Origin of the sequence: Veillonella sp. R32 (genome assembly GCF_010093125.1) — a bacterium.
GTDB lineage: Bacteria > Bacillota > Negativicutes > Veillonellales > Veillonellaceae > Veillonella_A.
Window position 1 is genome coordinate 1 of the sequence record NZ_NMZQ01000035.1, and the last position, 20,574, is coordinate 20,574.

21 protein-coding genes, 1 tRNA gene, 2 rRNA genes and 2 riboswitches are annotated in these 20,574 nt (G+C 39.9%); of the genes, 8 read left to right on the forward strand and 16 right to left on the reverse strand.

Features of this window, described 5'->3' with window-relative positions; genetic code table 11:
* A partial coding sequence (locus VER_RS07735; RefSeq protein ID WP_162100265.1) for a transposase occupies positions 1-146 on the forward strand: 146 nt, incomplete at its 5' end.
* 150 nt (positions 147-296) lie between these two features.
* On the opposite strand, the gene VER_RS07740 is transcribed toward VER_RS07735, so the two are convergent.
* From VER_RS07740 to VER_RS07760, 5 genes are all read right to left on the reverse strand, one after another.
* Positions 297-1,703 (reverse strand): pyruvate carboxylase subunit B, encoded by a 1,407-nt coding sequence (locus tag VER_RS07740; protein WP_162100266.1) that lies wholly within the window; start codon positions 1,701-1,703, stop codon positions 297-299.
* Positions 1,704-1,938: 235 nt separating this feature from the next.
* Entirely contained in the window at positions 1,939-2,259 is a 321-nt protein-coding gene (locus VER_RS07745) for a hypothetical protein (RefSeq protein ID WP_162100267.1), read from the reverse strand.
* Between the two features lie 111 nt (positions 2,260-2,370).
* A complete protein-coding gene (locus tag VER_RS07750; RefSeq protein ID WP_162100268.1) occupies positions 2,371-3,273 on the reverse strand; it encodes a hypothetical protein in 903 nt (300 codons plus the stop codon).
* 8 nt (positions 3,274-3,281) lie between these two features.
* Positions 3,282-4,229, reverse strand: a complete 948-nt coding sequence (locus VER_RS07755) for a phosphodiester glycosidase family protein (protein WP_162100269.1) — start codon at positions 4,227-4,229, stop codon at positions 3,282-3,284.
* Positions 4,230-4,248: 19 nt separating this feature from the next.
* The gene (locus VER_RS07760) at positions 4,249-5,061 is read right to left on the reverse strand and encodes a polysaccharide deacetylase family protein (protein ID WP_162100270.1); all 813 of its coding nucleotides are present in this window, start codon (positions 5,059-5,061) and stop codon (positions 4,249-4,251) included.
* Positions 5,062-5,354: 293 nt separating this feature from the next.
* Here VER_RS07760 and VER_RS07765 point away from each other — a divergent pair, with 293 nt between their 5' ends.
* From VER_RS07765 to VER_RS07785, 5 genes are all read left to right on the forward strand, one after another.
* A complete protein-coding gene (locus VER_RS07765) occupies positions 5,355-6,149 on the forward strand; it encodes a carbon-nitrogen family hydrolase (protein WP_162100271.1) in 795 nt (264 codons plus the stop codon).
* Between the two features lie 139 nt (positions 6,150-6,288).
* Positions 6,289-6,741 carry a helix-turn-helix domain-containing protein gene (locus VER_RS07770; protein WP_162100272.1) on the forward strand — a complete coding sequence of 151 codons (453 nt, stop codon included), beginning with the start codon at positions 6,289-6,291 and terminating at the stop codon, positions 6,739-6,741.
* Positions 6,742-6,832: 91 nt separating this feature from the next.
* Positions 6,833-6,923 (forward strand) — tRNA-Ser (locus tag VER_RS07775).
* Between the two features lie 152 nt (positions 6,924-7,075).
* Positions 7,076-7,167, forward strand: a riboswitch (SAM riboswitch).
* A gap of 141 nt (positions 7,168-7,308) precedes the next feature.
* Positions 7,309-8,142, forward strand: a complete 834-nt coding sequence (locus VER_RS07780) for a MetQ/NlpA family ABC transporter substrate-binding protein (protein WP_162100273.1) — start codon at positions 7,309-7,311, stop codon at positions 8,140-8,142.
* A 122-nt stretch (positions 8,143-8,264) separates the two neighbouring features.
* Positions 8,265-8,356, forward strand: a riboswitch (SAM riboswitch).
* A gap of 86 nt (positions 8,357-8,442) precedes the next feature.
* Positions 8,443-9,273, forward strand: coding sequence for a MetQ/NlpA family ABC transporter substrate-binding protein (locus VER_RS07785; RefSeq protein ID WP_162100274.1), 831 nt, complete (start codon positions 8,443-8,445; stop codon positions 9,271-9,273).
* 125 nt (positions 9,274-9,398) lie between these two features.
* Here VER_RS07785 and VER_RS07790 read toward each other — a convergent pair whose 3' ends face one another.
* From VER_RS07790 to VER_RS07820, 7 genes are all read right to left on the reverse strand, one after another.
* A complete protein-coding gene (locus VER_RS07790) occupies positions 9,399-9,803 on the reverse strand; it encodes a cytidine deaminase (RefSeq protein WP_162100275.1) in 405 nt (134 codons plus the stop codon).
* On the reverse strand, positions 9,800-11,122 hold the full coding sequence (locus VER_RS07795) for a thymidine phosphorylase (protein WP_162100276.1): 1,323 nt from the start codon (positions 11,120-11,122) through the stop codon (positions 9,800-9,802). Before VER_RS07795 ends, VER_RS07790 begins: the two co-directional genes overlap by 4 nt.
* 20 nt (positions 11,123-11,142) lie before the next feature.
* Positions 11,143-11,841 (reverse strand): deoxyribose-phosphate aldolase, encoded by a 699-nt coding sequence (deoC, locus tag VER_RS07800; protein ID WP_162100277.1) that lies wholly within the window; start codon positions 11,839-11,841, stop codon positions 11,143-11,145.
* A gap of 67 nt (positions 11,842-11,908) precedes the next feature.
* Positions 11,909-12,529, reverse strand: a complete 621-nt coding sequence (locus VER_RS07805; protein ID WP_162100278.1) for a 3'-5' exonuclease — start codon at positions 12,527-12,529, stop codon at positions 11,909-11,911.
* A 225-nt stretch (positions 12,530-12,754) separates the two neighbouring features.
* Positions 12,755-13,720, reverse strand: a complete 966-nt coding sequence (locus tag VER_RS07810; protein ID WP_370456477.1) for an ABC transporter substrate binding protein — start codon at positions 13,718-13,720, stop codon at positions 12,755-12,757.
* A 228-nt stretch (positions 13,721-13,948) separates the two neighbouring features.
* The gene (locus VER_RS07815; protein WP_162100280.1) at positions 13,949-15,055 is read right to left on the reverse strand and encodes an NADH-dependent flavin oxidoreductase; all 1,107 of its coding nucleotides are present in this window, start codon (positions 15,053-15,055) and stop codon (positions 13,949-13,951) included.
* A 206-nt stretch (positions 15,056-15,261) separates the two neighbouring features.
* Positions 15,262-15,627: a MarR family winged helix-turn-helix transcriptional regulator gene (locus VER_RS07820; RefSeq protein WP_162100281.1), complete on the reverse strand. Its 366-nt coding sequence runs from the start codon at positions 15,625-15,627 to the stop codon at positions 15,262-15,264.
* Between the two features lie 413 nt (positions 15,628-16,040).
* On the opposite strand from VER_RS07820, the gene VER_RS07825 reads away from it, so the two are divergent.
* Both VER_RS07825 and VER_RS07830 read left to right on the forward strand, forming a co-directional pair.
* Positions 16,041-17,435 carry an ammonium transporter gene (locus VER_RS07825; protein ID WP_162100282.1) on the forward strand — a complete coding sequence of 465 codons (1,395 nt, stop codon included), beginning with the start codon at positions 16,041-16,043 and terminating at the stop codon, positions 17,433-17,435.
* A 164-nt stretch (positions 17,436-17,599) separates the two neighbouring features.
* Positions 17,600-17,974 (forward strand): P-II family nitrogen regulator, encoded by a 375-nt coding sequence (locus VER_RS07830; protein WP_162100283.1) that lies wholly within the window; start codon positions 17,600-17,602, stop codon positions 17,972-17,974.
* Positions 17,975-18,081: 107 nt separating this feature from the next.
* Here the strand turns inward: VER_RS07830 and larA are convergent, their stop codons facing one another.
* From larA to VER_RS07850, 4 genes are all read right to left on the reverse strand, one after another.
* Positions 18,082-19,353: a nickel-dependent lactate racemase gene (gene larA / locus VER_RS07835; protein WP_162100284.1), complete on the reverse strand. Its 1,272-nt coding sequence runs from the start codon at positions 19,351-19,353 to the stop codon at positions 18,082-18,084.
* A gap of 83 nt (positions 19,354-19,436) precedes the next feature.
* Complete coding sequence (locus VER_RS07840; RefSeq protein ID WP_202922147.1) at positions 19,437-19,940, reverse strand: GNAT family N-acetyltransferase; 504 nt, start codon at positions 19,938-19,940, stop codon at positions 19,437-19,439.
* Between the two features lie 253 nt (positions 19,941-20,193).
* Positions 20,194-20,310: ribosomal RNA gene (rrf, locus tag VER_RS07845) — 5S ribosomal RNA — on the reverse strand.
* Positions 20,311-20,438: 128 nt separating this feature from the next.
* Positions 20,439-20,574: ribosomal RNA gene (locus tag VER_RS07850) — 23S ribosomal RNA — on the reverse strand; the annotation flags it as partial.

A 20,574-nucleotide genomic window follows, 5' to 3' on the forward strand; every position in this document is an offset into this window, starting at 1 on the left:
AAGGTTGTAACAATAAAATAAAAGCACTGAAACGTTGTGCGTTTGGAATACAAAACTTTGAACGCTTTCGTAATCGGATTTTATTCATTAATGCTAAAAAAGGACACGCAACAATTACGTCGCATGTCCTTCCTAAGAGTGCATAATCTCTTTAGCGCCCCAAAATTTAACAAAGAGCCACTAAAAAGAGAGTTGTCGACGGAGAAAACCATCGTTCGCAAGAACACTGGTTTTCGAGTCGATAACTCTCTTTTAAAATTTTAATTTAAACAACCAGACTAACTGGATGTAACAAATTATTCTCTTGGAAGATCGATTTCTTTAAGGATAACTTGTTTGCTGTGTTTTTCGAAGAACTGTAAGGATACTTCTGGGAACATAGCGTAAGACAATACGTCTTCATCAGTGAACCCTTGATAACCCAACTCAGCCAATTTCTGACGGTACATTTCCAATTCAGGTTTAATAAGGTCAGCTGGACGGCAAGTGATAGGTTCTTCGTCGCCGATAATTTTCTTACGAATATCATCGCTAATAGGAGCTGGTAAACGACCATATTTACCACGAACTAAGTCTTTAACTTCGCTAGGAGTCATTTGATAACGTTCCATTCCGTTTGCCATGAAGTTAACGTTCATCATAGCCATAGTACCAACGATTTGGCTAGTAGGAGTTACCAATGGAGGGTAACCAAGATCAGCACGAACTTTAGGCATTTCATTCATAACATCAAAGAATTTGTCAGCCATACCCATTTCACGAAGTTGGTTCTGAGTATTGGACAACATACCACCAGGAATTTGGTAATGACGAACTTCTGGCAATACTTCATGAGCTGGTGTAATACCAAATTCATCAGCAATTTCTTTACGAACTCCACGGAAGTATTCAGCTAATTCACGAAGAGTAGCTAAATCTAAACCTGGATCATATTCAGTGCCACGGAACATTTCAACGATACTTTCAGTAGCAGGTTGAGAAGTAGCATGACCGAATGGGCTAAGAGCTGTATCGATTACATCAACGCCAGCTTCAACAGCTTTTAAGTAAGTAGCACTAGCAAGACCGCAAGTGAAATGGCTATGCAAGTCAATCATCATGTCATCGCCAAGACGTTTTTTAAGGTCTTGAATCAAGGATACAGCATCGTATGGAGCTAATAGACCAGACATATCTTTGATACATAAGGAATCCATACCCATATCTTTTAATTCTTCAGCTACTTTAACGAACATTTCGTTAGTATGTACAGGGCTGATAGTGTAAACCATAGTGCCTTGTACATGAACGCCACATTTTTTACCTGCTTTAATAGCAGCTTCCATATTGCGTGGGTCGTTCAATGCGTCGAAAATACGAATACGGTCAATACCGTTTTCTTTAGCTTTTTTAACAAATGCTTCTACTACATCATCAGCATAATGTTTGTAGCCCAATAAGTTTTGGCCACGTAACAACATCTGTAATGGAGTGTTTTTAAGATGAGCTTTTAACGTGCGAAGACGTTGCCATGGATCTTCGTCCAAGAAACGAAGACAGCTATCAAAGGTAGCCCCGCCCCAGCATTCTAGTGCTTCATAACCAACACCGTCCAATTTTTCTAACACTGGCAACATTTGGCTTGTACGCATACGGGTTGCCAAAATGGACTGATGACCATCGCGGAGGACGGTTTCCATGATTCTTAGTTTTTTCGCTTTCATAACTCCTTCTCCTTCACTGTCGATATGAATTGTTTCCTGCCTCTCTGTAAAACCTTCCACATTTTACAGATGTTTACAATCCAAATCATTTTTAAATTACGCTTATAACGAATCCTTTCTATCTATAATCCCTTGATAGAATAGTATTCATCTCACATATCTATTAGACTACTAAAGAGTTTCTTTGTCAACATATTTACAATACGGATTACTCATAAATATATAATCGTTAACCTTATTTAATTTTTTTAGGAGCCGTTTTGATGACAATATTTCGACCATCTTTTTTCACTTGAATGGAGAAATCACCCACACCATCTTTAAAATATTCCATCTTAATATCTAATAAAAGTTTCCCTATTTGAGTCTCAACTTTCTCAGTTAGAAACTCACGGTAAAAGGCTTCCTGACTGTTACTAGAAGACTTTCGTAGCGGTGCAGGACGCTTGCTTTCGGCCTCCCCTTTGAGCATAGCCGTTTCAAAGGTTTCTTCCTCTACTACATTTTTAAACATCTCTGCATCACTAAGACCTTTTTTAATTTTAAATTTAGCCATAATTGCCTCCTCATAGCTCATAAAATCAAGAAAAGGCCTGCTACAGCAGACCTTTTCACTTACCTATGCATAAACCTCATAATTGAAATCAAAAGTCTGTTTATGCCTCATTTATTGTTTTTTGTTATCACTAGAACGTTTATCACTTATCATTTTTTCGATAGACGCTACCGTAATATCTTTTAAATCTTGTGGCGAACTAAAAGTATCAACCGTTTCAAAGCCTACGCCTAAACGCCCTTGTAAAACAGATAAGGCTTTATCATCTTCATCAACTTTAGCAATATAGATATCTTTATCTTTATCAACGCCGATTAAACGATAACGGCCAGCTGGGTTAATAACACGCCAGCCCCCTTCCGTGCCATCAAACATGAACACATCACCAGTGCGAACATTATCATAGAAGAAAATATCTTCATCATAGAAAACCGCGATACGGCCTATGTTAGACGCTTGCATATAAACACGGCGAGTATCATAGTTTGCATCAGTTCGATAGATACGATATGCATTTTCAGCAACTTTGATTTTCATATACACTACATTCGTAGCCGTTGAAAACGCTGCATCCACAATTTTACTATCTGATGGCAAATCTTCCATCGTAGTATCTACTTCATGTTCTGGACTTTCAGGGTCAAAACGTGCCAATACTACATTATCCTCAGTGCCACCATATAGGCCCATAATGGCTAAATCACGGTCCGGCAACCATTCAAAATAACTAACCTGTCGCCCTTTTAAGTCAATATCCACCGGTGTCTTTTCACCCGCTGTATATACCTTTACTGAATCTTGTGTCACAACAGCCATATATTTATGCCCCTGGGAATAATATTTATTGCCTTCTCCCACATCTGGGAAATTGCCATCTTTCTCCTGCCCATCACTGGCCGTTACTTCAAAATCTGTGGTCGGCGCAAAATATACTTGATCTAAATAATAGTAAATACCGCCTTGTAATGCTAGCCCCAAGACAAAGGCGCTCATAATTTTACCAAACGATGCCATGGGCCCTCCTATTTCACAATAAAGGCGGTAGGAATCATCCGCTCACCTAATAAATCAGCTGGTTTATTTACCACTTTACCATTGTAATACAAGGTTGTACTAGAGCCACCATCTAAGTTAGCAGCAATGTAGCAGCCTTCTTCAAATAACACATCTTGCACGTCACGAAGCGTAGCGCCTGTAGAGTAACCAGGTTGGCGACCATCGATAACAACGAAAATAACAGTGCCATCTTTTTTCTGACCAATAGCCGTACGTGGGCCAATGCCCCAGCCACCATCACCATCAGTAATCATTTTCTTACCATCCACAATAAGTGGTGGCCCAAAGGTAATCCCTTCAGCTGCTTTCATATCTGCTAATTCTGTTTTATTGTATGTGCCAGCAATTAAGTTGCCATCTTTCGTAAAGCCAACAAAATCAACCGCTTCATCAGGGCCTACATCTTTACCGATGACATAATCCCCATCTTGCATGATGAAGCCATATGGTAAACGGCCTGTGCCGGTACCATTAGGGTCATGGAAACCACCTGCATTAATAGCAGCCACAGCATCATTGTCTTTTGCAATATTACTTACCGTTTCCCCTTTTTCTTGAATGTTTTTAGCCGTAGCTACTTTAACACGACGAGGGTCTGGAATTTCAAGCACATACCCTACATACCGGGTAGACTCGATTTTACGCATTTTTAACGTAGTATCTTCACGGGCTTTAAATTTAAATAAATCTTGACTCCGCACAGTACTTACTGTACCAAGAATTACGTTAATCTCATCTTGATTAAACAACCAAGTAATGTAATGGGGATGACGCGATCGCATTATCGCTCCCACAACGGTACGTTTCAGATTATCAAAAGGGCCAAATAGCACTACGATAGGCGAAGTAACCATGGTAAAAATAAACATAACAAGAATAAATTTTACCCACCCTTTACTAAAAAATCGTTTCATCCTTAACTCCTATCTGTCCTTATAAATCAGTATAATCTTCTGTCGTTATACGCTCTTCAAAATGAGCTAAGTCCACTGCATTACCAATCCAAATACGATGCAACGCATACGGGTTATCCCCCACATGAACCCAACCAGGATTCATCGTCACTGCTAATAAAATACCATTGTCAGCTGCTGCTTTTTGCGAATAGTCATTTTCACGTCCATACGGATAGCAGAACCACTGATTATCAATGCCTAATTTTTCTTTTAACGCCAATTGGGCCTTTACAATATTAGCTAATTGATCACTATTAGACAATTCGTTCATCCGCACATGATCATAACCATGACTGGCAATCGTAACGCCACCAGCTTGCATTTCTTTAATCTGTTCCCAGGTTAACCGAGTGCCTACATCACCAGGATTTACATATACAGTAGCGGCGAAGCCATATTCTTTTAACACAGGATATACGATACTGTATGTATCTGCATAACCATCATCAAAGGTCAATACCACTGGTTTCACTGGCACTGCCGTACCATGACGAACATACTCATTTAATTGTTCCATCGTAATAGGATTAAAGCCTTTATCATGCAAGAGCTTCATTTGGGCTCTAAATAAATCTTCACGAATAACTGCATCATTATCTTCATCAGGCCCTATTTTGTGATACATAAGCACTGGAATCCCCTTAGGCACCTCAGTAGCTACCGTTTTTGTCACTTTCTGTGGTTGTGCTTCTGTAGCACTAGCCGTTGTGTCTTGCGTTTCAGACATACAACCTGCTAAGAGCATCAGTAAGCTCCCCAGCAAGGCAAAGACTACTATAAAACGTTTCATAAATTGCCTCCTACTTATTCTATTGTTTTTAAAAATAGTTATACACGCTATATTATAACACAAACGATCCGACCATGCCTATTGACAGCTTTTCAAATCTGCACCTATACTTATGTTATACTTTATATAATATATATAACTATATAGCAATACAGGGCCTCTACTTAACCGCCATATAAATCGCAAACTTAGGGCTAGTAATATAGTGCCTTTACGTAGGGGAAGTGCCCATTAGCTATATATTACCTATAATTTTGTCTGAAACGACCTAATCGTTTTGAATGGAGTATGTAATGAAAAAGAAACTTGCCTTATTACAAATGGATGTGGCTGTTGGCAATGTTGACCATAACTACCATCATGTGGAAGAATTAATCGATACCGCCGCCAAAGAACAACCTGATATCATGGTCTTACCTGAAACGTGGAACACTGGTTTCTATCCTACTGACCAATTGCCTAACGAAGCCGATGCCAATGGCGAACGAACGCAAACTTTATTAAGCCAATTAGCACGTAAACATAATGTAAATATTGTAGGTGGTTCTGTGGCTACCTTGCGAGCAAATAAAGTGTATAATACCTCCTATATCGTAAACCGAGAAGGTACTATTATCTCCCAATATGATAAAATTCATAGCTTCACGCCCGCTAAAGAAGAAAAATTCTTTCAAGGCGGGGAACACACTCATCGTTTCTTTTTAGATGAAATCCCTTGTTCCAGCGTTACCTGCTATGATATTCGCTTTCCTGAAATCATTCGTACCACTACCTTACAAGGGGTCGACCTATTTTTCGTACCAGCTCAATGGCCTACTATGCGCCAACGGCATTGGGAAATTTTAAATACAGCGCGGGCCATCGAAAATCAAATGTTCCTTTGTGCCGTTAACGCCTGTGGCTATATTGGTAAAGTAAAATGCGCGGGCAACTCCTTATTACTTGATCCCTGGGGTGAGGAATTATTACACCTTGGTGATGCAGAAGAAATTGCCATTGGAACCATTGATTTAAGCATAACAGAAGACATTCGTCGTAAAATTAATGTCTTTAGAGATAGAAAACCAAGCCTATACCATTTGGACTAATAATGAACGATAATTGTTAATTAGTCATATTGCTAACATATTTATTTTTATAAAACATTAGACAATATATGTTTTTAGGCGTAATATATAGTTGTTTATTTTATCACTTTCTTATTACCACAACGAGGAGGCGTATGTGGTGGCAACTATACAATCAAAGCCAACAAATATCCGTTCATTACTACAACAAGAGCCCTTAGCACCGAGAGAGGCTCGTCAGTTAAAACAGCTTAATTTTAAACGAAATGCAAAATCTGCCTTAGCCTTAGCTGCCTTTTTAAATCCAATCTTTGCTACCGTACCAGCAGATAGTAGCTTAAAAGGCCCTGCTGTATACACTTGCTTAGGTGCTAAAATTGCCCATTTGCGCAAAAAAAAACAATGGTATCAAAAAGAATTAGCCCAAGCAACTGGCATCAGTACAAGCTACATTTCACGACTAGAGCGTGGCTATCACATTGAAGGCGTTACCTTAGATATACTGCTAAAAATTGCCGATGTTTTTGAAATTTCCTTAGGACAACTTTTTACCTTCACAAAAGATGAAATTACCATTGCCCATTATCGCCAAGAACTCCAAAAATATTGCTAGGCGTCACTTTAAAATTTTTATTTTTATAGATTGACAAGATTTTTACTTTCTTCTATAATAGTAAAGTACGTTACACGAAGTAGCGCCATATGGAGAGGTGTCCGAGCGGCTTAAGGAGCATGATTGGAAATCATGTGTGCGGTGATACCGTACCGAGGGTTCAAATCCCTCTCTCTCCGCCACTGAAGAACTGTTTAGCTTACTAGACAGTTCTTTTTTTGTTTTTTATTTTTATTTTATATTTCTTTAATTCCTATAAACTTATAATTTTATATTTTCCTACTTTACAAGTATGTTTTGTCCATGCTATAATCAGCGAAGAAATTGCATAGCGATATTATCGAGAGTGATGGAGGGACTGGCCCTATGAAATCCGGCAACCATTCGATGGTGCTAATTCCTGCGGCGTATACCGAGAGATAAAAGTAGTAACGATGACTCGGAAGGCCCGAGGACATCGTTTTTTTATTGCTCTCGACGCTGTACTGGTTTTGTATTGGGGATACAAAACTAGTTACCAATTTCATTAGAGAGAATTGTATTTGAGATTAAAGGAGGGCTTCACTTATGAAGAAATTTTTATCTGTAGCTGCCACATTCGTATTAGGCAGTGCACTACTACTTGCTGGTTGCGGTAGCGATCAAGGCAATGCCGCCGCTGGTTCTGACAAAAAAGTTACCTTAACAGTAGGGGCTTCCCCAGTACCACATGCGGAAATTTTAGAACAAGTTAAAGACAAACTAGCTAAAGAAGGGGTATACCTTAAAATCGTCGAATTCAGCGATTATGTGAAACCTAATTTAGCATTAAATGACAAAGAGTTAGATGCTAACTTCTACCAACATGCACCATACATGAAAAAGTTTGAAGAAGAACACAATATGAAGTTCGCTTCCGCTGGTGCTGTTCACATTGAGCCAATGGGCCTCTACTCTAACAAAATCAAAGACAAAGATTTACAAAAATCCATTCCTAATGGCGCTAAAGTGGCCATTCCAAATGACCCTACTAACACAGGTCGTGCTTTACTTTTATTACAGCAAGCAGGTCTTATTACGCTAAAAGACCCTAACAATATTTACTCTACCAAAATCGATATTGCCTCTAACCCTAAAAACTTAGACATTATCGAGTTAGAAGCCGCGCAAACACCTCGTAGCCTTGATGATGTTGACATTGCCGTTATCAATGCTAACTACGCGTTAGGGGCTCAGCTTAATCCATTGAAAGATGCTTTATTCTTAGACGACAAAAATTCGCCTTATGCTAACTTAATTGTAGTGCGCCCTGGTGATGAAAATCGTCCTGAAATTCAGAAATTAATTAAAGCACTTCAATCCCCTGAAATTAAAAAATTCATTGAAGACAAATACCAAGGTTCTATTTTACCAGCTTTCTAATACTTAGCTAAGGTACTTATGGAACTAACTAAAAGAAACCAATTCTGCCCCACAGAGTTGGTTTCTTTTTACTTTACATTTTTGTCCTCTCATGATATACTTACCACAGAATTATATACGAAACGTTATCGAGAGCGATGGAGGGACTGGCCCTATGAAATCCAGCAACCATTCGATGGTGCTAAATCCTGCGGTGCATACCGAGAGATACCAATCATACCTGTGATGGCTCGGTAGCAAGGCCATCTTTTTTTATGCGCCTAACGTTTCAGACTTTTTATATCCTTGAGGAGGTATAGTATGAAAAAACTTTTATCCTTAGCAGCAGCTGCCATCCTTGGTAGTGCTTTATTACTGGCAGGTTGCGGTAGTGACAGTAACAATGCCGCTGGCAGTGGCAACAAAGTAACCATTACCGTTGGTGCATCCCCTGTACCACATGGTGAAATCTTAGAACAAGCTAAACCTTTATTAGAAAAAGAAGGCATTGATCTAAAAGTCGTTGAATTTACCGATTATGTAAAACCTAACTTAGCTTTAAATGACAAAGAATTGGATGCTAACTTCTTCCAACATATTCCATACATGGATAAATTCGCTAGTGAACATAATATGCAGCTTGTTTCCGCTGGTAAAGTTCACATCGAACCAATGGGGATTTATTCCAAAACAATTACGGATAAAAACTTAGATTCCGTATTACCAAATGGTTCTAAAATCGCCATTCCTAATGACCCAAGTAACAGTGGTCGTGCCCTTCTTTTATTAGAAAAAGCAGGTCTTATTACGTTAAAAGATCCTAACAATATTTATGCGACTAAAACAGATATTGTTAGCAATCCAAAAAATCTTGAATTCGTAGAATTAGAAGCCGCTCAATTGCCACGTAGTTTAGATGATGTAGCCCTAGCTGTTATCAACACGAACTTCGCCTTAGAAGCCGGCTTAAATCCTACTAAAGATGCTCTTTTCTTAGAAGATAAAGATTCCCCATATGCTAATATCTTAACTGTTCGTAAAGGGGATGAAAATCGTCCTGAAATCCAAAAATTGATGAAAGCGCTTCAATCACCAGAAGTTAAAAAATTCATCGAAGATAAATACAAAGGGGCTATTTTACCAGCTTTCTAAACTTTAATAGCTTAGATTTATAGCACCCTAAGCCATTAAACCAATAAAAAGCGAGTTAATCTCTATTGCCATAAGGCAAGCTAAGATTAACTCGCTTTTATTCATTGTAGCCTCTACTACTTATCTCATAAATCATCGGGACCAAAACTATGGGGCAATAATTCATCTAACGAATACGCAGACCGTACGCCTGATTTTGTTTCACAGTGCACCATAGGCACTTTAAATTCAGCTAACACTTGACGGCACGCGCCACAAGGCATACAGGGCCCTATTGAATCGCCTACAATCGCTATGGCTTGAAAAGACCGTTGACCCGCCGCCACAGCCGATTGAATCGCCACTCGTTCCGCACAATTAGTCAGACCATAGGATGCATTTTCTATATTACAGCCCGTAAAGATAGTCCCATCTTCACATAACAGAGCCGCCCCTACAGCAAAGTGCGAATACGGGCTATAGGATTGTTGTTTAGCTTCCTTAGCCGCTACCAATAAAGCCTCTACCAAGCTTGTACTTAATTCACTCATATATAGGATTCCGTCCCTTCTGCCGTAACCCGAGCCCACACCAAGGGTTGTTCCACTGGCGCCTGTGCACCAAAGGTTAAGGCTGATATATACCGTGCCTTAGCCTCTGCTAACGTTTCCTGTGTATTGCTCTGTACATACCCTATCGTTTCACCAGCAGTCACATAGTCACCCGTTTTTTTAAGCATCCAAATACCTGCTTTGTAATCTAATGTATCGGTTTTAGTATAACGTCCAGCGCCCAAAATTAAAGCAGCACGACCACAAGTTTCTGCATCCATATGGGTAATATAACCGGATACGGGAGCTAACACAGCGTCCTTATAAGTTGCCTCTTTAAAGCGAGGATTCGTTAACACCGAAGCTTCGCCCCCTTGTGCCGTAACCATTTCACAAAACTTAGCCCAAGCTGCACCACTGGCTAACGTTTCCTGTGCTAAGGCTTGGCATGTTTCAAAAGAACCTTTACCCCCTAAATACAGCATATTAGCGGCTAATGCCAGCGACTCTTTTACTAAATCCTCAGGTCCTTGCCCCTGTAAGGTTGCCACTACTTCGGCCATTTCCGTTGCATTGCCGATAGCTTGTCCCAAAGGACGATCCATATCAGTAATTAAAGCCACCGTTTTACGGTGATTATGCGTGCCAATAGCAACCATGGTTTCAGCCAAAGCTAAGGCCTCTTCATAGGTCTTCATAAAGGCCCCGCTGCCTACTTTAACATCTAATAGAATCGCCTCACTACCAGCGGCTAACTTCTTACTCATTACGGAGGACGCAATGAGAGGAATGCTATCCACCGTGCCGGTTACATCACGCAACGCATAGAGCAATTTATCAGCCGGTGCCAGGTTACCAGATTGACCCGTAACGGCTACCCCCACGGTGCGTACAAGGTGAAAAAACTCTTCTTTCGTAAGAGCTACCTTTACGTTAGGAATGGATTCTAATTTATCAATAGTGCCGCCTGTATGACCTAGCCCACGGCCTGACATTTTAGCAACAGGTACACCACAAGCCGCCACAATAGAGGCAATGATAAACGTCGTCTTATCCCCTACCCCACCAGTGCTATGCTTATCAACGGTAATGCCTGGAATGCTACTTAAATCAATTTGTTCACCTGACTGAGCCATAGCTAAGGTTAGTTGCGCCGTTTCCTCAGCTGTTAAGCCACGAAAATATACAGCCATAAGCCACGCACTCATTTGGTAATCAGGAATGGTACCTTTCACAAATTCATTCACCAAATATGTAAGTTCCGCTTCATTATGAACACCGCCATTGCGTTTTTTTAGAATTAACTCATTCATATGCATAGGCTTTTGCTCCTTAACACTTAAATAGAAAAGTTCTCGTCTAAATGGGTTTCTAATAAGCCCACCGCTGCACTCGCCCCCAGGCGGTCACAGCCAGCTGCCAAATACGCTACCATCGCTTCAATGGAACGGATGCCGCCAGCCGCTTTAATCTTAACCTTAGGCCCAATATGCTTTTTAAATAATAAAATATCTGCTAGGGTAGCTCCCGCAGTACCAAAGCCGGTGGAGGTTTTAATATAATCAGCCCCGCCATCCGTCACAGCCTGACAAAGTGCTACCTTTTCAGCTTCCGTTAAATAGCAGGTTTCAATGATTACCTTTAAAACCGCCGTGCCACATACAGCCTTAAGGGCTTTAATTTCTTCTACCACAGCTGCATAATGACCATTTTTTACGTCCCCCAGATTCACAACCATGTCTAGTTCCGTAGCCCCATTGGCCAAAGCCTGCTTTGCTTCCGCTACTTTACTAGCCGTCGTCATATAGCCCAAAGGAAAACCAATTACAGTACAAATGGTTAAGTTATCCCCATAGTTATCCTTAACCCGTTTCACATAGGTTGGCGGAATACAAACAGAGGCCGTCTGAAACGCCAAAGCTTGTTCTACCAACGTTTGAATTTGTTCCCACGTAGCCGTTGGGACCAATAAAGTGTGATCCACATGAGCTAATATTTCACGCCCTGTAAAACTTTGTTGTCCTTGTTTGCTATCCATTCCTAGCTCCTTTAATTGACTTAATCCAAAATAACTCGTATTAATAAATCACATGTACTAATATAGATTAGAAAAATGACATTTGTTCTCCAGCCGCTTCTTCTTTTACTTTTTCACGACGGTCATCGGTAATAAACGACTCCTTTGCTAAACCAATATTAGCTAGCAATTGATCCATGGAATGAACACCCCGTTTTTTGGCCGCTGCAATAGCCACTTGCGCACAAATTTCAGCATCATCTAAGGCATAATGATGTTTAAACTCATACCCTAAATAGGCCGCCATCGTATTTAATTTATGGTTCTGCAAATCTGGCCAAACCCGTTTGGAAATTTTTACGGTACAAGTAAAATCTAATTCAGGCCATTCAATCTTATAGTGGTCTAACGTAGCCCGTAAGACACCAATATCAAATTTAGCATTATGAGCAATTACTAATTTACCTTTTAAGTGATTTTCGTAAATAGCAGGCCATAATACGTCAAAAGTTGGCTTGTCCATTACTTCTTGTGGTTGAATCTGATGAATGGCAATACATTCTTCATCAAATTGCATAAATGGAGGCTTAATTAAGCTATATCCCCGTTTCGTAATCTGTCCATCTTCTACCGTTACTACGGCTAAGGAACAAGCACTATTAGCATATTTATTAGCCGTTTCAAAATCAATGGCAACAAAATTAATCATAATATACTCCTTTACAATCTATCTAAAAATAGTCATCACAATAATCATCACTATATCGAAAACTCCTATTATTTATTATACCCCATATGATAGGTTTTATCATCTTTTTACGCTACCCTAGGATACAAAAACACCGCAAGTTCGCCTAAAAGCCAGATATTTGTACAATCTTAACTTCTATCGTCCTTACGGTGTCTATGTGCAATATTAAGTAAACAAAGCTAATTATTTAGCTTCTTGAGGCAAATCATCAGGAATGGTAATCCCCAACTTCTTAGCCATGTCAGGATTCGTAGCTAGTTTCATAGTCGCTTGCATTTGAACCGGCATATCTTCTGGTTTAGATTTACCGTCTAAAATGTCCGCGGCCATATGACCAGCTTGAAGCCCTAATTGGTAAAAATCAACAGTATAACCCATGAAACCACCTTTTTCAATCAACATGCCATCTGACACGAAAACAGGTACTTTGGCGGCTTCTGCTACGGCTACCAAATTAGGCATTGCCGAAGCAATTAAATTATCTGTTGGCGTATAAATAACCTTTACGCCTTTATTAATTAAGTTTGTCGTTACCTGAGGAATATCGTTAACGCTAGTAATCGTTTCTTCCACAACGCTAATGCCTTTCGACGCGGCATATTCTTTGAACGCAGCCACTTGAATTTGCGCATTTACTTCGCTGGACGAATAGATAACGCCCACTTCTTTCGTATTAGGTAACACTTTTAAAATCAAATCTAACTGTTTGGGCACAGGATTAAAATTCGTAGTCCCTGTTACATTCGTTCCTGGTTTCTCTACCGATTGTACTAAACCAGTTCCCTTGTAATCATAAATGGCCGCCCCTACAATAGGAATATCCTTCGTTGCATTCGCTACAATTTGCGAAGCGGCAGTCCCTACTACATAGATAAGCGTATCCTTGTCTGAAACAAAGCGATTCGTAATGCTTTCCATATTGGAATGTTCACCTTGTGCATTTTGAAAATCCAATTCCACATTCTCGCCATCTTTATAGCCACGCTCTGCTAGCCCAGCTTTAAAGCCCTCTGTAGAGGCATCCAAAGCAGGATGTTCCACTTGCTGTAAAATGCCAATGCGAATTTTATTCGTTTCACCAGCACTATTACTACCACAGCCACCGACTACGATAGATAGGCCTAATAAGCCCACCAATACACTTACCATACTACGCTTAAACATATAAAAACTCCTCTCTACACGTTGCCTCAAAGCAACAACTACCATTCTACAAACCAATCAAAACCCTTGATTAGCATTTAACTCTCATGAGTTAAATTTATAGAATAGTATACTATGAAGTTTTATATATTTCAAGTTTTAATTTACTGGCTCATCCCCCCTTTCAAAATAGCAAAGGTTATAGCTGGATTGAATCAGTACTGCTTTTTGACCTTATTTAATCAACAAATGAGGTGCTTTCATTTCGATAAAGGCATACGCACCATTAGAAATCATTAGTAAATCCTTGTCTTGTAGTGTTAAAGTTTGGCGAATTTCACTATCACGGCCCGCTAATAGCTTAGCAAACCATTTAGGATCAATTAACACGCCAATCCCTACAGCTGCTATATCAGAATATTGCAAAGCTGCTTCTAAATCAGCCCGGTCATGAATATCCCCCACTGATACTAATGGTAAACGACCATTAATTGTTTCGTATACATACTGCAACATGGATTTATCCGTATAGCCTTCAATGTTAGTAGCTCGATCATAGCGAGTTAACGAAATATGTAAATAATCTAACTCTTTATCAGCTAATTTATCGACTAACCATAACGTTTCTTCTAAATTGAAGCCCGGATTGGTTTCCTCACGCGGTGAAAAGCGATAGCCCACAATAAAATCAGGTACGTTCATCTCTTTAACAACACCCAGTACACCATCTACCACTCGTTCAATAAAGGTATAGCGTTTTTCTAAGGAACCGCCCCATTGGTCATTACGACGATTAGAATGAGGGGAAAAGAATTGATGTAATAAGTAATGATTGGCCCCATGTAATTCAATGCCGTCAAATCCAGCTTTAATGGCCCGAACCGTAGCTGCTTTAAAGTTTTCAATAATCTTTTCAATTTCTTCATTCGTCAATTCACGAGGCACTTCAGAACCTTCTCGTTCAGAAGCAATCGCACTAGGTGCTACTGGTTGTTCCCCTTCTAACGTTTTACTATCACTCATGCGCCCTGCGTGAAAAATCTGAAGTACTGCCTTCGTACCATTTTGTTTTATCGTAGCTGCTAATTTGCTCAAACCAGGAATAAATTTATCATCGTATACCCCCAGTTCACCAGTCCACCCACGACCATTTGGTTGAATATGAGCTACCCCAGTAATGAATAGACCTACATCACCAGTGCGCATACCATAATAAGCAATTTCATCGCCCGTTACGGTATCATCGTAATAACTCATCCGTGTCGTCATCGGTGGAATTGCTAATCGATTTTTTAATACTACACCATTTCGTAAACGCACTTGTTCTGTTAATTGTTTCATTGTATCTAAACTCCTTTTTCTAACTGAGGTCAGCTCTGATGCAACCAAAAGAGTCAGTAGCCTAACCACAACTTATGTATCTATCCATATGCATGCTCATACATGATTATAAATGAATGTTCATGCATGTATATAATTAAAAAATATATGTAAACGACCTAAGCAATGATCACGTCTCATCATTGCCTAGATCGGAATTACCAAGTTTACGCATAAAAACGTTGTAAAACGTCTTCCACTACTGGTTCCGCTTCTGCTAATCGCTTCAAGCCACATTCCGTAATAGCAATATATACACCGCGTTTATCACATTCACAGCTAACCCGTTGAATGGAACCGCAATTGGTGCCCTCCATCCGCACAATCATCCGTGACATAGCACTTTGGCTTAAACCCATCTGCTCTTGTAATAAATTTAAACGCAATTTCTTTTCTTCACTATGGGCTAAAAAATAAAGCACATAATAGCCATTTAAACTTAAAGACGAGCGGGCTGTTAATTCTTTTTCTAAGGTTTCAGAGATTTCTTTTATTCGTCGTAAATCGGCCAACCAATTATGTATATAGGCCATATATTCACCTCCCCATTTAATAGCAATTTCTTAACAAAATGCATGCACATGCATTTACTCTAATTAGTATACATTGAAATTTTTAAAATTGCAAGTCTTTCTAAAAAAATATTTTAGCGCTATTAAACCTAGCTATACGCAGCCCAACTTTACGCAGTCTAACTTTACAACGTTACCAAAAAGATTCCGGTATGACTTGACAAATATTTTTTGCCAGTGTATCATTAAGTCCATCAAAAAGTACCAACATAATACAGAAGGCAACGACGTCTTATGATTTAGCCCCTAAGGGCTATCATAAGGCGTCTTTTTTATATTCTTTGCCCTAGGCCTAGCAAAGAATATATACTACCCTTCCGTTGGTCAAAAAAGCTTCTTCTATGAAGCCGTATGAGAAGAAATGAGGGACAACTATGAACTATACAAAACTTCTTTGGGCCTTATTAGTAAGTGCCTGTATAACTCCACCAGCCTTGGCGGCCGATCCCAGTGCTACGATTGACACCGGAAATACGACTTGGGTCCTTGTTAGTGCCGCCTTAGTTTTCTTTATGACACCAGGACTTGCTTTTTTCTATGGTGGCATGGTGCGCAGTAAAAATGTACTAAGCACTATTATGCAAAGCTTCTTTATTATTGCCCTAATTTCAGTGGAATGGTTACTCATCGGTTACAGTCTTGTCTTTAGTGGTGATGTAAACGGGCTTATTGGGAACCTAGATAAATTAGGGTTAGCTCAAGTAGCAAACTCACTTATGGCCGATGTAAATATTCCTGAATTTGCCTTTGTCGCTTTCCAATGTATGTTCGCAGTCATTACACCAGCTTTAATCTCTGGTGCCTTTGCCGAACGCATTAAATTTGGTGGCTTTGTTATCTTTATTCTTCTTTGGTCCTTATGTGTCTACAATCCTATGGCTCACTGGGTATGGGGCGGTGGTTTCTTAGCCCAGCTAGGCGCACTCGACTTTGCTGGTGGGCTAGTTATCCATATTTTATCCGGTGTTTCTGGTTTGACCCTATGTCTCTTAATGGGCCCACGCAAAGGCTATGGTAAATCCCCTATGTTACCCCATCATTTGCCTATGACTGTTCTTGGTGCCTCTTTACTTTGGTTCGGCTGGTTTGGTTTCAATGCAGGCTCAGCTCTAGGCGCTAGCGAGTTAGCTGCCAATGCATTTATTGTCACGCAAATGGCCGCTGCTACCGCTACCGTAGCATGGGTAGTCTGTGAATGGATTCTCCAAGGTAAACCAACTATCTTAGGTGCTGCCTCTGGTGGTATTGCTGGTCTTGTAGCCATTACACCAGCAGCAGGCTTCGTTAATGTGTTAGCTAGTTTTCTCATCGGTCTTGGCGGTGGCGTAATCTGCTACTTTGCCGTAGCGTTCTTGAAAAATAAATTGGGGTATGATGATTCCTTAGATGCCTTTGGTATCCATGGCATTGGCGGTACTTGGGGCGCTATTGCTACTGGTATATGGGCAACTACAGAAGTAAATGCCGCTGGTACCGACGGCCTGTATTATGGCAATGGCGATTTATTATTGGCTCAGATTGCCTCTGTCCTTGTTGCCTTTAGCTTAGCTATTGTAGGTACCCTCATTCTTTATAAACTAGTAACTGCCTTTACCCCTTTGCGTGCTACCGCCGCCGAAGAAACGACTGGCCTCGATATTGCAGAACATGGTGAAAGTGCCTACAATGTATCGATTTTCAGTAGTAACGCCTTAAGTCCTTCCCTTAATGAAGCCACTTTGTTAGACGCTGAAACGACTACAATGAAAACCGCCCATCCATCAGTGTAATGTAATCGCTCCCCCATCAGCGTAATGAAATAGCTCATCTATCAGACTACTTTCATTAGCTAATCCTCACTACCGCTTACTAATCTTTCTAATTCATACTAATTCTTACTACCCCTTACTAAGATATACGCTTTGTTAAGATATGCATAAAAGGAGGAACTCCTATGAGTAAAATGACTCGTATAGATATTATTGCTCGTCCTGAAAAATTAGAAGATCTCAAAGAAGGTCTAAATGCCATAGGCGTGCAAGGCATGACTGTGAGCCAAGTCTTTGGTTGTGGTCTGCAAAAAGGTCATAAAGAGGTCTATCGTGGTAAAGAATATCAAGTAAACCTCGTTCCCATGATTAAAGTAGAAACCGTCGTTTGTGAAGTGCCTGTCGATTTAGTGCTCGATACAGCTCGCAATATTTTACAGACTGGTCGTGTTGGCGACGGCAAGATTTTTGTATACGATGTCGCTGATTGTATGCGTATCCGCACGGGTACTCGTGGCAGTAAAGCTGTCATCGATGATGAAATTGTAGACGATATGTAATGTGCTCCATCCTTCAACATTCTCTCTTTCACATTACTATCGATTACATACAATAACCCCCTAAGAGTCGTTTCCTATGGACTCTTAGGGGGTTATATCATTTCTTACTATTTAGTTACCTCTTTTAGAATGGGTACCGTATATGAACCATGAGGCATCAGCAAAATTTCTGCATCAGCTCCTAATTTAGCTTCCGCTAAACGCAACGCGTCCTCTAAAGAAGCTACTGGCGTAAAAAATGCTTTTCGTGCATACTCATCTTCTAAACTAGAGAGTAAATAAAAATCTACTTTTTTCATTAAACGAGTTACTGCATAGGCTTTATGACGACCTATCTGAAAATCCTTACGAACAGAATCTTCAATAGCTTGAATAGAATCAAAGGTATTTACCGTTTCATCAAAAATGGCGGAACCAGAGCCTTCACGGCATTCGGCTAATAAAATAACAACACCACCTGGTTGCACGGCCCGCACGGCATTATCCATGGTTTTCTGGGAATGGTAAATATTAATATCTTTTGGATAACCACCCGTAGAGGCAATAACAATGGGCGCCTGCCGTTCGATAACAACCCCATTCTGTGCATTTACAAAATCACAAGCTGCTTTATGGGCTGTAATATAATGACCAGCAAAAACACCAGTAAATTCTTTTTCACCATTTAAGACAACATTTAATAAAAAGGTCGGTGGGCACATAGCCACCCCTTCCATTTGATCATCATAAATAGGATTGCCTTCTAAATGACCAATAGTCGCCTTATCATCAAGCATTAAACTGTGGTTTTGACGAATCGTTTCATAGGAAGCTACGCCTGGTAAAATAGCCTTACGCCCACCACCAAAGCCAGCAAAGAAATGATGTACTACAGAGCCTGTACAAATAATATGATCAGCTTCCACTACATGTCGATTTAAATACACGTCTGTACCAAAAGATGTGGTTCCTACATAGGTGAACTGGTCTGCTTTTTTAGCCGATGAATTAATCATCGTTACACGACCAGCTGCTTCCAAGCCTACTTCACTAATCATTTCTGCTTCAGTCATATCACGATGAGTACCTAAGGCAAATACAATCTTAATATTTTCATCAGGAATACCGGCCTCATTAAGAGTATCTAAAATAATGGGCATAAATACATGGGTATTGGCAATACGGGTTGTATCGTTAGCAATAATGGCTACCGTTTCACCCGGTTTTACTAATTCTTTTAAAGGCTTAGAATCAATAGGGTTCGCTAAAGCTTCACGAATCGCCTTTTCTGGATTGGCAATCACTGGTATTTCAGCCATATGTAATTCACCAATCACCCGTGTTTCATCCAAAGTACAATCTATCATCTGCTCGCCATAATGAAAAGAATATGTTCGCATTGGTAAACCTCCGTTGAATAATTACGTAAAACCTTACTTATACTCATAATTTTATACTACTATATAATACTTACACATTTAGTTTAAACGAGTAGCATATAATTTTCAATATCTAAATACGTGTCATTCTTAACGCCCACTTCGCGAATCGTGCCACAGAAGGTAAAATTATATTTATTATGTAGAGCTACACTTGCTTCATTGCCAGCCGTAATGACAGAAACTACAAGATGTATCGAATCATCTTCTTTAGCTAAGTGTAAAATTTCAGCCATTAAGCGACTTGCTACGCCTTGACCTCGATAGGACGGATCTACATAAATGGATAATTCTACCGTACTAGCATAGGCTTCCTTCGTGCGGTATTCAGATAGTGTAGCATAACCCGCTACAGTATTGTTTACTACTGCTACAATTAAAGGATGATTTTTAATATTATGAGCCTCATACCACTCCGTCCATTCTTCAAGAGTACGAGGACGAATATCTAAAGTAGCCACGCCGTGTAATACTTCATAATTATATATATCTAATAAAGTGGGAATATCTTGTCGTTCGCCACGACGAATCATAATTGTGTTACTCATATAAACCTCTTTCTCTCTGTTCTCTCTATTACAGTTAATTTTGTGGTGGTATAAATTATATCATAGAAAAAGAGAGGCGACTACCTATCATGCTACGCTTCGTTTCACTCGCTTCGCAAGAAAGTGATGCAATACAATTTGCGCGTCGCGCTGCTCCTTCAAATTGTTTGCCCTACTTTTCCCAGCTACTGGTCGGATAGGTAGAAGCGAATAAACTAAAAAAGACACACCATTTGGTGTGTCTTTTAAGTTTAATCAGCGACTACCTATCCTCCCAGGCCGCTTCCAGCCAAGTACTTTCGGCGTTTACGAGCTTAACTACTGTGTTCGAGATGGGAACAGGTGGACCCTCGTAGCTATCGCCACTGAATCTGTCAGAGCTTGTACTCTGAAAACCACATAGAAGTGTAGATGTTGTATGTTACACATTAGATAATTCTTTTATTGCAGTTTGTTGCTACCGTCTAGTAACTACCATTTTAATTTGGTTCACTATTTAAAGTAAAGCCCTCGATCTATTAGTACCAGTCAGCTCCAAGCCTCACAGCTCTTCCACACCTGGCCTATCAACCATGTCGTCTACATGGGATCTTACTAACTTTTGTTATGAGAAACCTCATCTCAAGGCTGGTTT

Coding starts and splice junctions, on each gene's coding strand:
- VER_RS07740 (WP_162100266.1), bottom strand. CDS start 1,703: ATGAAAGCGAAAAAACTAAGAATCATGGAAACCGTCCTCCGCGATGGT.
- VER_RS07745 (WP_162100267.1), bottom strand. CDS start 2,259: ATGGCTAAATTTAAAATTAAAAAAGGTCTTAGTGATGCAGAGATGTTT.
- VER_RS07750 (WP_162100268.1), bottom strand. CDS start 3,273: ATGGCATCGTTTGGTAAAATTATGAGCGCCTTTGTCTTGGGGCTAGCA.
- VER_RS07755 (WP_162100269.1), bottom strand. CDS start 4,229: ATGAAACGATTTTTTAGTAAAGGGTGGGTAAAATTTATTCTTGTTATG.
- VER_RS07760 (WP_162100270.1), bottom strand. CDS start 5,061: ATGAAACGTTTTATAGTAGTCTTTGCCTTGCTGGGGAGCTTACTGATG.
- VER_RS07765 (WP_162100271.1), top strand. CDS start 5,355: ATGAAAAAGAAACTTGCCTTATTACAAATGGATGTGGCTGTTGGCAAT.
- VER_RS07780 (WP_162100273.1), top strand. CDS start 7,309: ATGAAGAAATTTTTATCTGTAGCTGCCACATTCGTATTAGGCAGTGCA.
- VER_RS07785 (WP_162100274.1), top strand. CDS start 8,443: ATGAAAAAACTTTTATCCTTAGCAGCAGCTGCCATCCTTGGTAGTGCT.
- VER_RS07790 (WP_162100275.1), bottom strand. CDS start 9,803: ATGAGTGAATTAAGTACAAGCTTGGTAGAGGCTTTATTGGTAGCGGCT.
- VER_RS07795 (WP_162100276.1), bottom strand. CDS start 11,122: ATGCATATGAATGAGTTAATTCTAAAAAAACGCAATGGCGGTGTTCAT.
- deoC (WP_162100277.1), bottom strand. CDS start 11,841: ATGGATAGCAAACAAGGACAACAAAGTTTTACAGGGCGTGAAATATTA.
- VER_RS07805 (WP_162100278.1), bottom strand. CDS start 12,529: ATGATTAATTTTGTTGCCATTGATTTTGAAACGGCTAATAAATATGCT.
- VER_RS07810 (WP_370456477.1), bottom strand. CDS start 13,720: ATGGTAAGTGTATTGGTGGGCTTATTAGGCCTATCTATCGTAGTCGGT.
- VER_RS07815 (WP_162100280.1), bottom strand. CDS start 15,055: ATGAAACAATTAACAGAACAAGTGCGTTTACGAAATGGTGTAGTATTA.
- VER_RS07820 (WP_162100281.1), bottom strand. CDS start 15,627: ATGGCCTATATACATAATTGGTTGGCCGATTTACGACGAATAAAAGAA.
- VER_RS07825 (WP_162100282.1), top strand. CDS start 16,041: ATGAACTATACAAAACTTCTTTGGGCCTTATTAGTAAGTGCCTGTATA.
- VER_RS07830 (WP_162100283.1), top strand. CDS start 17,600: ATGAGTAAAATGACTCGTATAGATATTATTGCTCGTCCTGAAAAATTA.
- larA (WP_162100284.1), bottom strand. CDS start 19,353: ATGCGAACATATTCTTTTCATTATGGCGAGCAGATGATAGATTGTACT.
- VER_RS07840 (WP_202922147.1), bottom strand. CDS start 19,940: ATGAGTAACACAATTATGATTCGTCGTGGCGAACGACAAGATATTCCC.